This is a genomic window from Haloarcula laminariae, assembly GCF_025457605.1.
Taxonomy (GTDB): Archaea; Halobacteriota; Halobacteria; order Halobacteriales; family Haloarculaceae; genus Haloarcula; species Haloarcula laminariae.
Map to the genome: position 1 here is coordinate 704,273 of NZ_JAMZFY010000001.1, position 13,570 is coordinate 717,842.

Consider the following 13,570-nt stretch of genomic DNA (forward strand, 5'->3'; position numbering starts at 1 on the left):
GTGCGCCCTGGGCCACCCTCCGATAATGAGCGGCGAGCAGGATCTCGGTATCACGGAAAGCAAGGAGCATTCACCCGGCGAGTGGTACGCCGAGGTCGTCCAGAAGGCCGGCCTCGCGGACTACGCCCCGATGGGCGGGTTCATCGTCACGAAACCGCGCGGCTACGCGGTCTGGGAGCGCATCCAGAACCACCTCGACGGCTGGTTCAAGGACACCGGTGTCCAGAACAGCTACTTCCCGATGTTCATCCCAGAGAGCTTCCTCGAACGGGAGAAGGACATCGTCGAAGGGTTCGACCCCGAGGTCGCCTGGGTCACCCACGGCGGCCACGAGGAACTGGAGGAGCGGCTGGCGGTTCGCCCGACGAGCGAGTCCATCATCGCGCCCTTCATGGCCGACTGGACCCGCTCGCACCGTGACCTCCCCCTCAGACTGAACCAGTGGTGTTCGGTCGTCCGGTGGGAGGCCACCGAGACCAAGCCGTTCTTCCGCACCAAGGAGTTCCTCTGGCAGGAGGGCCACACCGCCCACACCGACCAGGAGGGCGCGTGGGACGAGACGATGACCCGCCTCGAACAGTACAAGCGGCTCTACGAGGAGGTCATGGCGGTACCGGTCATGGAGGGGCGCAAGCCGCCCCACGACAAGTTCCCGGGCGCACACACCACCACCACGGTCGAGGCGCTGATGCCCGACGGCAAGACCGTCCAGGGCGGCACCTCTCACTATCTCGGTACGTCGTTCGCCGAGGCCTTCGACATCACCTACGCCGACGAGAACGAGGAGGACAACGTCGCCCACACGACCTCCTGGGGACTGTCCTGGCGCGCGATGGGCGCGCTCATCATGACCCACTCCGACGACCAGGGGCTCGTCCTGCCCCCCGCCGTCGCGCCGACCCAGGTCGTCATCGTCCCCATCTGGCAGGAGGACACGAAAGACGAGGTCCAGGAGTACGCCGCCGACCTCGCCGTCGACCTCGAAGATTCGGGTGTGCGGGTCGAACTCGACGACCGGGACCACTACAACCCCGGCTTCAAGTACAACGAACACGAGCTCAACGGCGTTCCCCTTCGTATCGAGGTCGGGCCTCACGAGGTCGAGGACGACGAGGCGACGCTGGTCCACCGGCCCGACGGCGAGAGCGAGACCGTCGGCCGGGAGGGCATCGGCGACACCGTCTCCGACCACCTGGACACCGTCCACGCCAAGCTCTACGCCAGCGCCGAGGAGACCCTCGAAGGCGAAATCCGGGAGGCCGACTCCCGGGAGGAGATTCTGGGCACCATCGGCCAGCACGGCGGCTACGTGAAGTGTGGTTGGTGTGGCGACGAGGATTGCGAAGACCCCATCAAGGACGCCATCGCCGCCGAAATCGTGATGGTTCCCCTGGACCGGGACGAGGAACCCGTTCACGACGAGTGTGCCATCTGCGGCGACGACGCCGAAGAGACTGCCTACTTCGCGAAGAGCTACTGAGAGCGGACCGCTGCCCGGCCGGAGCGGTTCCCCGCACCGGCGAACGGGCCTCTCACGACGTGATTTCTTCCCAGGCCGCATCGAGGACCGACGTGACCTCGTCGTCATCGAAGGGGTCCCCTTCGCCGGGGTCACTGCTATCCGTCTCCGCGTCGGACCCGAGGCTGTCGTCGGACCGTCTGTCGGTCGGCGCTTGGGAGCGTTTTCCGGAGAGTGCCGTGTCCATGTGCGGAACTAGGGCCGCCACCCATCTATAGCGACACCAGCGGTTTCCGGTTCTGAAAGAGCCTCACGAAGGATGGGATGGGGCTGAGGGAGCGTGTGACTTTCTCCGTGCCCCCATGGGCGACTCTCTCCTCGGGGGATATAAATCGGCGTCAGACTCGGGGCTGACAACCGGCAGACAGCGGCCAGTTCCATCCCACAAATGACAGGTTTCGGACCGGTTCCCCGGGCGCGCTGTCGGGGCGGGCCGTTCCGGCCACCGGACAGCCGCCGCATAACAACAGGCTTTTGCACACCTGCATGTGAACAATGACCATGGACGACGTATTTGTCGGTAGCCTGATGACTTCGCCCGTCACGACCGTCCCGGCCGACACGCCGGCGAAAGCGGCGGCCGCACTGATGCTCGAAGAGGGGATTAGCTCCGTCGTCGTCACGGACGACGACAACCAGCCGGTGGGGATTCTCACCTCCACGGACTTCGTCGCTATCGCCGCCGCAGAACGGGCCGCGGGGGCCTTCTCGGTCGCCGACCACATGACGACCGACGTGGTGACGACGACGGCCCAGGCGTCCATCGTCGACGTCGCGGACCTCCTCATCGAACACGGTATCCATCACGTCCCCGTCGTCGACGAGACGGAAGGCGTCGTGGGCATGGTGACGACGACGGACCTGACGGCCTATCTCGCGGGGGCAGTGGACGCCGAGTCCACCCGCGCGTGGACCTGAATCCACGGTTGACAGCGGCAAATATGACGGCGACCGATAGCCGGCGGTCCCCGCGCTCGCCCCCGCAAACCGCTATACAGCGCGGTTGATTATGGACAATATAAATCCCCTAATGGGGGGATTAGGAACACTAGTCCCTTGATGAACATCCTCTTATGGGAGTCGCCACTAGAGACGCGCACACATGGTTGAGCGACACATCAGTAACCAGTCTGCGGGCGAGGCCGGGCTTGCAGACCCGACTGACGAACGGTCGAACTGCGGCGTCGGCGTCGTGATGGACTTGGACGGTGAGAGCGACAACAGCACCGTCGCCGACGGGCTCGAACTCCTGGAGAACCTCGAACACCGCGGCACCACCGGCGCCGAGAAGGGCACCGGCGACGGCGCGGGCATCATGCTCCAAATCCCCCACGAGTTCTTCGCCGATGAGATGGATGCGGACCTCCCCGAACCGGGGGCGTATGCGGTCGGGACGCTCTTTCTACCACAGGACGACGAGGCCGCGACGGACCTGAAGGCCCTCGTCGAGACGGAACTGGCCGGCGAGGGGCTGGACGTGCTGGGCTGGCGAACGGTCCCCACCGACAACAGCGACCTGGGTGCGACGGCGCTGGAGTCCGAGCCCGAAATCGTCCAGTTCGTCGTCACCGCCGAGGACGACGCGACCGGCGAGGAACTCGACAACCGGCTCTACGTCGGCCGGCGCACCCTCGAAAACACCGTCGAGGCGGAGGAACCGGCGGGCCACGACCGCTTCTACGTCGTCTCGCTCGCCACCGATACCGTCGTCTACAAGGGCCTGCTCAAGGCCGAGCAACTGCTCGACTACTACCCGGACCTCTCCGACGACCGCTTCGAGTCCACTTTCGCGATGGTCCACGCCCGCTTCTCGACGAACACGCTCGGGGCGTGGCACCTCGCACACCCATACCGCCGAATCATTCACAACGGCGAGTTCAACACCATCCAGGGCAACATCAACTGGATGCGCGCCCGCGAGACGGACCTCGCGAGCGACACCTTCGAGGGTGACATCGACCGCGTCAAGCCCATCATCGACGACCCCTCCCAGTCCGACACCGCGAGCGTCGACAACGCCCTGGAACTGCTCCTGCAGGGCGGTCGCGACCTTCCCCACGCCCTGCGAATGCTCATCCCCGAGGCCTGGCGCGGCGAGATGAACGACGTCTCCGGCGACCGCCGGGACTTCTATGACTACCACGCCTCGCTGGTCGAGCCGTGGGACGGCCCCGCTCTCGTGGCCGCGACCGACGGCGAGCGCATCGGCGCGGTGCTCGACCGCAACGGTCTGCGCCCGTGCCGGTACGACATCCTGGAGGACAACACGCTCGTCATGTCCTCGGAGGCCGGCGCACTGGAGAGCGACCCGAGCGACATAGCCGAGCGCGGCCGGCTCCAGCCGGGCCAGTGTTTCCTGGCCGACCCCGAGGAGGGCCGCGTCATCCCCGACGCCGAAGTGTTCGAAGACATCGCCGACGACAAGTACGGCGAGTGGGTCGAGGCCGAACAGCTCCACCTCGACGACGTGGCCCCGCGTGAGGACAACACCCCACAGGACGCTGTCGGCGGCCTGCGCAGCCAGCAGGCGATGTACGGCTACACCTACGACGAGGTCGACCACCTCATCGAACCGATGGCCGAGAAGGGGAAAGACCCGGTCGGCTCCATGGGCGACGACACGCCGCTGTCGGTGCTGTCGCAGTTCAACCGCCCGCTGTTTACCTACTTCAAGCAGCTGTTCGCACAGGTCACCAACCCGCCGCTGGACTACATCCGCGAGGAACTCGTCACCTCGCTGGAGTCGCGGCTGGGCTTCCAGCGCAACCTGCTCGAAGAGAGCCAGGCCCACGCCCGACAGCTGGTGCTTGACTCCCCCATCCTCACCGACGAGGAGACCGACTCGATCAAGAACTTAGACGAGAACGGCATGTCGACGAAGGTCGTCGACATCACCTACGAGAGGGGGACCGACCTCCGCGAGGCCGTCGAGGACGTACGAGCGGAGGCCGACGCCGCCGCCCAGGAACACGACATCATCGTCCTCTCGGACCGCGCGGCCGGCGAGGACCGCGTCCCGATTCCCTCCCTGCTCGCGGTCGGTGGCATCCACCACCACCTCGTGCGCAACGGGCTTCGCAACCACGTCGGGCTCGTCGTCGAGTCCGGCGACCCCCGCGCCGTCCACCACTTCGCGACGCTCATCGGCTACGGCGCCGGCGCGGTCAACCCCTACCTCTCCTACCAGACAATCGAGGACCTCGTGGCCGGGCCCGACGGCGCGGACCTGGACAAGGCCATCGACGCGTACATCACGGCCGTCGAGGACGGCCTGCTGAAGACGATGGCCAAGATGGGCATCTCCACGGTGGAGTCCTACCAGGGCGCCCAGATATTCGAGGCCGTCGGGCTCTCCTCCGACTTCATCGCGGAGTACTTCGAGGGGACCACGTGCCGGACCGAGGGTATCGGCCTCGAGGAAATCGAGGAGGACCTCCTCCAGCGCCACGACGTGGCCTGGAGCGAGGAGGAGCCGGACATGCCCCGTCAGGGCGAGTACGAGTTCCGCTCGAACGGTATCCACCACCAGTGGAACCCCAACACGGTCGGCAAGATACAGCAGGCCGTCCGCATGGGCGACTACTCCATCTACAAGGAGTTCGCGGAGCTCATCAACGACCAGAACGAGCAGCTCCAGACGCTTCGCGGGCTCCTTGAGACTGACTCCGACCGCGAGCCCGTCGACATCGAGGATGTCGAACCCATCGAGGACATCGTCGACCGCTTCGAGACGGCCGCGATGTCGCTTGGCTCGCTCTCCCCGGAGATGCACGAGAACAACGCCATCGCGATGAACCGGCTCGGCACCAACGCCAACACCGGCGAGGGCGGCGAGCCCCCGGAGCGGTTCGGTACCGAGAAGGAGTGCAAGACCAAGCAGGTCGCCTCCGGCCGCTTCGGCGTCACCTCAGAGTACCTCTCGGAGGCCGAGGAGATCCAGATCAAGATGGCCCAGGGCTCGAAGCCCGGCGAGGGCGGCCATCTGCCCGGCAAGAAGGTCAACGAGATGATCGCCCACGTCCGGTACGCGACCCCCGGCGTCGGCCTCATCTCCCCGCCGCCGCTGCACGACATCTACTCCATCGAGGACCTCAAACAGCTCATCCACGACCTGAAGGCGGCGAACCCGGAGGCCGACATCAACGTCAAGCTGGTCGCCGAGGACGGCATCGGGACCGTCGCGGCCGGCGTCGCCAAGGCCAACGCCGACGTGGTCCACATCTCGGGCCACGACGGCGGCACGGGCGCCTCGCCCAAGACCTCCATCAAGAACGCCGGGCTCCCCTGGGAGCTTGGCGTCGCGGAGGCCAACCAGATGCTCCGGGCCACGGGGCTGCGCTCGCGCATCGAGGTCCACTCCGACGGCGGGATGAAGACCGGCCGCGACGTGGCCGTCGCCGCCCTGCTTGGCTCCGAGGGGTACGCCTTCGGGACCGCCTCGATGGTCACTTCGGGCTGTGTGATGGCCCGCCAGTGCCACGAGAACACCTGCCCCGTCGGCGTCGCCACGCAGAACGAGAACCTCCGGAGCCGGTTCCCGGGCGAGCCCGAGCACGTCATCAACTACATGACCTTCGTCGCCCAGGAGCTGAGGGAGATAATGGCCGAGCTGGGCTTCGAGACGGTCGACGAGATGATAGGCAAGGCCAGCGTCCTCGAACAGCGCGACGACGTGAAACAGGCCAAAGCGAAGAAGCTCGACCTCTCGTCGGTCATCGCGGAGCCGGCCGGCGACGACGGCCGCTACAAGCAGCGCGAGCAGGACCACGAGGTCGACGAGCAACTCGACTGGGAGCTCATCGACGCGGCCGAGGACGCCATCGAGAACGGCGACCCGGTCGCTATCGACACCGAGATAACCAACGTCGACCGCGCGGTCGGCGCGACGCTGTCGAACCGCATCTGTCGGGAACACGGCGGTGAGGGACTGCCCGACGACACCGTCCGGGTGGACTTCGACGGCACCGCCGGCCAGTCCTTCGGCGCCTTCCTCGCACGCGGCGTGACGATGGCGCTGACCGGTACCGGCAACGACTACGTCGGCAAGGGGCTCTCGGGCGGGAAGCTCATCGTCAACACGCCAAACGAGGCGCCTTACGACGCCGCAGACAACATCGTCATCGGCAACGTCGCGCTGTACGGCGCGACCCAGGGCGAGGCCTACGTCAACGGCCAGGCCGGCGAGCGCTTCGGCGTCCGCAACTCCGGCGTCAAGGGCGTCGTCGAGGGCGTCGGCGACCACGGCTGTGAGTACATGACCGGCGGCGCCATCGTCGTACTGGGCGAGACGGGCAAGAACTTCGCGGCCGGGATGTCCGGCGGCGTTGCCTACGTCTACGACCCCGACGGCACGTTCGCCGAGAAGGCGAACACCGGGATGGTCTCCATCCGGGACTCGCTCGAAGCGAAGGACCGCGGGATGATAACCCGCCTCGTCGAGAACCACGCCGCCTACACCGACTCCGACCGGGCGAAGGCGCTGCTGGAGAACTGGGACGAGGAGCTGTCGAACTTCACGATGGTGATGCCCGACGCCTACGCCGAGGTCATCAGCGACCGCGAGCGCGACGACGTGCGCAACGAGCCGCCCGCGGCGGCCACGCCGACGACCGACGACGGGACCGAGGCGGACTTCGCGGCCTCCTCGGACGACTAGTCGGCCCCGTCGACTTCTCCGCGGTTACCCACCGGAAACGCCGGGAGCCGTCAGACCGGCACGGGCACCCAGCCGCTGTCCGGGAAGACGCCGATAATCGCCAGGACGGCGATAGTGAAGGTCGTCACGACGATAGCGGCCGCGGGCGGGTCCCAGTGGGTGTCGCTGTGGGCGTAGAAGACCCGCTGGTGTACCTCGCCGGCCAGCGCGCCGTAGACGCCGAAGACGGTGCCGACGGCCAGCGCGACCAGAGCGTCCGGGCCCGACCCCAGTATCAGCGCCGCGGTACTCGCCGGCAGCGTGATGTGGTGGGTCACCGGTATCTTCTCGACGCCCAGGTTCAGGAACAGCAGCGAGGCCGCGCTGATGCCGAAGCCGAGGAAGAAGCTCTCGGTCACCAGGGCGATGTACGCCCCCAGGATTCCCGCGGCCAGCCCCAGCACCGCGACGCCGGACCACTTGTACTGGTGGGGGAGCCACGGCTCGACGGCGAGGCGGTCCGCCTCGACCCCGCCGTCGGCCGCCACGTCACCGCCCGCCGCCGTTCGCGTATCCCCGCGGGCGAAGGGGCTCATGTCGAGCAGGCCGTCGCCGCGGGCCTCGCCGACGAGCGGGTAGCCGAAGGCGAGCCGGTGGGCCACAGCCGAGAGCGTGACGCCCATGGCGATGGGGTCCCAGGGGAGCGCCAGCCCGCCGGACAGCTGGCGGATGAACATCCCGAGGACCCCGAAGACGCCGCCGACAAGGAGAATGTCCGGCTCCGTGCCGAACGCATAGAGGATGTTCTTCCCCTCGTGGTAGTCGAACCCCGTGTCCATCTTCCCGTTCTTCGCGGCGTAGGCGGTCGCCGCCGCCCCGCCGGCGAAGGCGATGTGGGGGCCAAAGACCGGGCCGAACGCGACCAGTCCGGTGACGTTCGGGGCCACGTCGCCGGTGGCGATACCGGCCACCTCGCCCAGCTGCGCCGTCAGGATGTTGATGGCCTCCCCGGCGATGACCATGAACCCGGTGAAGATGAAGGCCGGGAGCGCCCCGAGGGCCGCGCCGAACATCCCGCCGGCGAAGGAGGCGACGAGGAGGACGAGAAACGCCGTGACGCTGACGTCCAGCACCGGCACCTGCAACACGGGCGCTAGCACCGCGGGTCACCTCCCGGTACCGCCGGGGCCGACTGGCTCGGCGGTGTCCGTGAACCACTCGCCCTGCCGCCGGAGTCGTGGTGGTCGGATAGCGGTTCGCCAGCGGCCGTCCGCGTGTGTTTGCCAGCCATGGTTTCGGTCGGGGGTGCGGTCGTTCGTTCCGTCTCGGCCACACGGCGCCGTGGGGCACAGCGGTGGGTCGTCACAGCCGACGCTGCCGCTACGTCAATGACTGACACGATTAATCCACATAACTCTTATCAGCAATAGTGAATTTGTTGCTTACCAATACATTTTCCCGGGCCGCCGGCGGAGGACAAACCGTTTTCCCATCCCGGTGAGGAAGTGGCTGTATGTTCGACAAATCGACGTGGATACGTCTCCCGCGAAACGTCGTGGTGGGCCACGGCGTCCTCTCTCAGACGCTGGACGCCGTCGAGGAGCTCCACCTCACCGGGCGGCCGCTCGTCGTCTCCAGCCCGACACCGTACGAGGTCGCCGGAAAACGGGTCATAGAGCAGTTCGCGGCGGCCGGGTACGACCCGGCCGAAATCGTCATCGAAGAGGCGAGTTTCGACGCCGTCCAGGAGGTGATCAGCCACGCCGAGGACGTCGACCCCGGCTTCCTCATCGGCGTCGGCGGCGGGAAGGCAATCGACATCGCGAAGATGGCGGCCGACCACATCGGTCGCGGGTTCATCTCGATTCCCACGGCGGCCAGCCACGACGGCATCGTCTCGGGACGGGGGTCGGTTCCGGAGGAGGACACCCGCCACAGCGTCGCCGCGGAACCGCCGCTGGCCGTGGTCGCGGACACGGAGGTCCTCGCGGAGGCCCCCTGGCGGCTGACGACGGCCGGCTGTGCCGACATCATCTCGAACTACACCGCCGTCCGGGACTGGGAGCTCGCTCACCGGCTGAAAAACGTCCCCTACTCGGAGTACGCCGGCGCGCTCTCCCAGATGACCGCCGAGATGCTCGTCGAGAACGCCGACTCCATCAAGCGCAACCTGGAGGAGTCTTCGTGGATTGTCGTGAAAGCGCTCGTCTCCTCGGGCGTGGCGATGTCCATCGCCGGCTCCTCCCGGCCGGCGAGCGGCGCGGAGCACCTCTTTTCCCACCAGCTCGACCGCATCGCGCCGGGCGCGGCGCTGCACGGCCACCAGGTCGGCGTCGGCGCCGTCATGACCGAGTACCTCCACACCGGCCCCCAGGGGCGCTGGCGCGACGTGCGCGACGCGCTGGCGGCCATCGGCGCGCCGACGACAGCGGCCGACCTGGATATCGACCGCGACACCGTCATCGAGGCGCTGACGACGGCCCACGAGATTCGGGACCGCTACACCATCCTGGGCGACGGGATGAGCGAAGAAGCCGCAATCGAGGCGGCGACAGTCACGGGCGTCGTGTAGCGAGATCGACCGGAAAGAGACCTCGAAAGCGACGCGGTGACCGAAGGGAACCGCAGAGCAGTAGCACGCTCGCTCCGCGACCCGAAGGCAAGTGAAACGAACCGGCGAGAAGCGGCGGCCTCGCCTACACCAGCTCGCTGACGGCGTCGGCCTCGGCGTCCCACCGGAGCGACTCCCCGGTCGGCACGTCCGCTTCGGTGACTTCGGCGGTGAAGACGACACACAGCCGATAGACGGTGTCGGCGTCCTCGTCGTCGCTGTTTCGGATTCCGTGGATGTTGGCCGTGGTGGCGTCGGTCACGGTACAGTCCACGTCGGCCGTCTCGGAGACGATGCGCTGTACCGCTCCCGAGAGGGGTTCGTCGACTCTGGTCTGACCTCGGGGGACCAGCCACTCGCCGTCGCCCTCCTGTAGCAGTACCGCGCCGTCCTCGTCACGCACCACCGCCCGGACGTCCAGTTGGCCGTCACGGGAGTTCTCGATGGCCCGCTGGTAGCGGCGTGGCCCCACCTCGAAGGTCGTCTGTGTGACCTCCAGCGTTCCAAACTGCTCTTCGAGTCGCGTCAACCGCTCCTCGACGCGGGACCGGGAGCGGCTGGCTACGTCCATGGAGGGGCAGTCAAAGCCGACCAGTATAAAGCCGCCCAATCGTTTTCAACGGCTGAAAGCACCCTCTGTCGACGGTAGGCGGTCAGACGTGGTCGTCGAGGAAATCGACGACCCGGGTGTAGGCTTCGATACGGTTCTCGCGCTTGCTGATGCCGTGGCCCTCGTCCTCGAAGACGAGCGTCTCGACGGGGACGCCGTGGTCGGCGACCTCCGCAGCGATCTGTTCGGCCTCGCCGACCGGGACCCGCGGGTCGTTCGCGCCGTGGAGGACGAAAAGCGGGGCCTCGATGCGGTCTGCCTTGTTGATGGGCGAGATGGATTCGAGGAAGTCGCGGTCCTCCGACAGCGAGCCGTACTCGGCCTCCCGGAGCTCCCGCCGCCACTCGCCGGTGTTCTCGAGGAACGTGACGAAGTTCGCGATGCCGACCACGTCGACGCCGGCAGCCCACAGCGACGGGTACTCCGCGAGCGCCGCCAGCACCATGAACCCGCCGTAGGACCCGCCCATGGCGACGATGCGGTCGGGGTCCACGGCGGGGTGGTCGTGGAGCCAGTCGACGCCCGCGCGGACGTCTTTCACCGAGTCCATCCGCTTTTCCACGTCGTCGAGGTGGGTGTAGGCCTTCCCGTAGCCGGTCGACCCGCGGACGTTCGGCTCGAAGACGGCGTAACCCCGCGAGAGGAAGTACTGGGTTAGCCCGGCGAAGGAGGGCCGCCGCTGGCTCTCGGGGCCGCCGTGGATGTCGACGACGACCGGCGTGTCGCCGTCCCCGTCGGCCCCCGCCGGCAGCGAGAACAGGGCCGGAATCGCCCGGCCGTCGAAGCTCTCGAAGCGGACGACCTCGGGTTCGACGAACGTCTCCTGTGGGATTCCGGCCGTCGAGGCGTGGGTCCAGCGCTCGGCCGTACCCGTCGCCGTCTCGACGACGAAGACGTTCGTGTTGACGGTGCGGCCGGTGACGCTGACGGCGAAGCGGTCGGCGTCAGGCCCCCACGACACGCCGCCGGCCAGCCCGCCGGGGAGGTCCGGCGTCGGGAACTCCGAGACGGTCGTCGGCCCCGCCAGTTCGCCGACGTTGAGTTCGTTGTACCCCTCGATGTTCCGGGAGTAGGCGAGCCGGCCGCTCTCGCGGTCGACCGAGACGCCGTCGATGTTCCACCCGCCGCCCTCGCGGACGACGTCGAGGTCGCCCGAGAGCGAGAGCCGCGCGAGCTCCAGCGTGTCGCTCTCGGCGTCGGTGACCAGATACAGCGCCTCGCTGTCGGGGCCCCAGGAGAGGCTCGAATACCGGACCGACCCCTCGTGTGGCGTCAGGTGGGTGCGTTCGCCCGACTCGACGTCGAGGACGTAGACGTCCTGGTCGAAACTGGAGTGGGCCTCGCTGATGGCGACCTTGGTCCCGTCCGGCGAGAAGCCGCTGACGGTGAACCAGCCGTCGCCCTCGAACACCAGCCGCGCGTCCTCGCCGGTGGCGTCGCGGTCCTGGACGTACACGTCGAACACCGACTCGTCGCGACGGTTCGAGGCGAACGCGAAGCGGTCACCGTCCGGTCCCCAGCCGCCCCACCGGTGTTTCGCGTCGGGCATCGCCGTCAGCTCCGTGACCGCGCCGCTTTCGTCGTCGAGGCGGTACAGCTGGGTGCGCTCGTTGCCCCCCTCGTCCATCCCGAAGACGAGTTCGGACCGCGTCGGGGAGTAGTCGACGAAGCCGACCGGCTCGTCGTAGAAGGTCCGCTGTTCGGGCCACGCGCCGGGCTCGTCGAGCGTCCAGACCTGTTCCACGCCGGTCGTGTTCAGCAGGAAGGCCAGACGGCCGTCGGGCCCCATCGAGGCCCCGTAGGCGCTCCGGACGTTGAGATACCGTTCGAGGTCGTACACGCACGTCCGGTGTAGTCGCTCGGGCAAAACGTTTGCTGGGCGATGCCGCGGGCTCTCGGTCGTCATCCCAGGGGCGATGCGTTCAACTGTCCGGCCCGTTCCTGTCCGTCCGAATCGGCTCGGACGGCGGTCACTGATATGGGGTGGGTTTTTGAGCGGCCCCGTTCTCGACTCCGGTATGCGCGTCGCGGTCGTCGTCATGGAGACGAGCCACCACCGGGATACCGAGGGACGGCGCCACATCGAGCGCCTCGCCGCGACATTGAACGAGGCCGGCCACGAGGTGTCCGTCTTCTGTGCCCAGTGGTGGGGCGGCAACGCGAGCCGGTTCGAGCCCGACGAGGTGACCTACCGCGGGGTCACCGTCGAGCCCGCGGAGACGTCGTTCTGCACGCGGCTGCCGGCGCTTTTGGCGAAGTACCGCCCCGACGTGGTTCACGCCTTCCCGACGCCGTCGTCGGTGTTGCGGGCGGCCAACGCCGGTGCCAAACTCGCCCGGGCGCAGCTGGTCGTCGAGTGGTTCGGCGACCACGAGGAGTCCGTGTCGGCCCGGGCGATAGGGACCGCCAATCAGTTTGTCACGCCGTCCGAACTCGTCCAGACGGAGCTCTGGGAGGCCGGCGCCGACAGCGACCTGACGACCGTCATCCCGGAGAGCATCGACATGGACCTCGTCCGGGACGTGGAGCCGGCCGAGGAGGTCGACGTGGTGTACGCCCATCCGCTGGACGACAGCGCCAACATCGAATCGCTGTTCCTGGGGCTGGCCGAACTCCGACAGAAGGGGTGGTCGGCGACGGTCATCGGCGACGGGCCCGAGCGCGACACCTACGAGCGGGCGGCCGCCGACCTCCGCATCGACGACCGGGTCGACTTCGTCGGCTCGTGTGACCGCGAGCGGCGGCTGGCCATCTACAAGGGCGCCCAGGTGTTCGTCCAGACGGCGTGGCGCGAGTACTTCGCGACGGAGCTGCTGTGGGCGCTGGCGTGTGGCTGTATCGCCGTCGTGGAGTATCAGGCCGAGTCCAGCGCCCACGAGCTCGTCGAACACCGCGACCGGGCCTTCCGCGTGACGACGCCCCAGGAGATAGCCGACAGCATCGTCGCCTCGGCCGACATGGACCGCCGGACCGTCGACGAATCGCTGGCCGAATACGACCACGCCGCGGTCGTCGAGCAGTACGAGGCGCTGTACGAGCGGTTAGTCGACGAGTACGGCCTGTTCTAGCTCGCGCCGATGGGGCCACGGCCCGCTATGTATCCGTCGTGCCGACGAGAAGCGTCTGAATCGGTCGGTAGAGCGGCGCAAAGCCTATCGTATGGGCGTCACCCATCCGGCTCCGACCGACGGCTCC

General features: G+C 67.7%; 9 protein-coding genes. 5 read left to right on the forward strand and 4 right to left on the reverse strand.

The genetic code is table 11. The features are described 5' to 3' along the window. Positions 1-25: 25 nt before the first annotated feature. On the forward strand, positions 26-1,480 hold the full coding sequence (gene proS / locus NJQ98_RS03640) for a proline--tRNA ligase (protein ID WP_262175792.1): 1,455 nt from the start codon (positions 26-28) through the stop codon (positions 1,478-1,480). A 52-nt stretch (positions 1,481-1,532) separates the two neighbouring features. Here the strand turns inward: proS and NJQ98_RS03645 are convergent, their stop codons facing one another. After that, a complete protein-coding gene (locus NJQ98_RS03645) occupies positions 1,533-1,706 on the reverse strand; it encodes a hypothetical protein (RefSeq protein WP_262175793.1) in 174 nt (57 codons plus the stop codon). A gap of 314 nt (positions 1,707-2,020) precedes the next feature. Between NJQ98_RS03645 and NJQ98_RS03650 the strand changes: the two genes are divergently transcribed. Together NJQ98_RS03650 and gltB are read left to right on the forward strand one after the other, a co-directional pair. Further along, complete coding sequence (locus NJQ98_RS03650; protein WP_262175794.1) at positions 2,021-2,437, forward strand: CBS domain-containing protein; 417 nt, start codon at positions 2,021-2,023, stop codon at positions 2,435-2,437. A gap of 184 nt (positions 2,438-2,621) precedes the next feature. After that, positions 2,622-7,175, forward strand: coding sequence for a glutamate synthase large subunit (gene gltB, locus NJQ98_RS03655; RefSeq protein WP_262175796.1), 4,554 nt, complete (start codon positions 2,622-2,624; stop codon positions 7,173-7,175). 50 nt (positions 7,176-7,225) lie between these two features. Here gltB and NJQ98_RS03660 read toward each other — a convergent pair whose 3' ends face one another. After that, positions 7,226-8,314, reverse strand: coding sequence for a DUF7973 family transport facilitator (locus NJQ98_RS03660; protein WP_262175798.1), 1,089 nt, complete (start codon positions 8,312-8,314; stop codon positions 7,226-7,228). Positions 8,315-8,667: 353 nt separating this feature from the next. On the opposite strand from NJQ98_RS03660, the gene NJQ98_RS03665 reads away from it, so the two are divergent. After that, positions 8,668-9,726 carry an NAD(P)-dependent glycerol-1-phosphate dehydrogenase gene (locus tag NJQ98_RS03665; protein ID WP_262175800.1) on the forward strand — a complete coding sequence of 353 codons (1,059 nt, stop codon included), beginning with the start codon at positions 8,668-8,670 and terminating at the stop codon, positions 9,724-9,726. A 124-nt stretch (positions 9,727-9,850) separates the two neighbouring features. On the opposite strand, the gene NJQ98_RS03670 is transcribed toward NJQ98_RS03665, so the two are convergent. Both NJQ98_RS03670 and NJQ98_RS03675 read right to left on the reverse strand, forming a co-directional pair. Then, the gene (locus tag NJQ98_RS03670; protein WP_262175801.1) at positions 9,851-10,336 is read right to left on the reverse strand and encodes an NUDIX hydrolase; all 486 of its coding nucleotides are present in this window, start codon (positions 10,334-10,336) and stop codon (positions 9,851-9,853) included. 82 nt (positions 10,337-10,418) lie between these two features. Next, the gene (locus NJQ98_RS03675) at positions 10,419-12,164 is read right to left on the reverse strand and encodes a S9 family peptidase (protein ID WP_262178726.1); all 1,746 of its coding nucleotides are present in this window, start codon (positions 12,162-12,164) and stop codon (positions 10,419-10,421) included. Positions 12,165-12,393: 229 nt separating this feature from the next. On the opposite strand from NJQ98_RS03675, the gene NJQ98_RS03680 reads away from it, so the two are divergent. Further along, positions 12,394-13,443 carry a glycosyltransferase gene (locus tag NJQ98_RS03680; RefSeq protein ID WP_262175804.1) on the forward strand — a complete coding sequence of 350 codons (1,050 nt, stop codon included), beginning with the start codon at positions 12,394-12,396 and terminating at the stop codon, positions 13,441-13,443. The last annotated feature ends 127 nt before the right edge of the window (positions 13,444-13,570 follow it).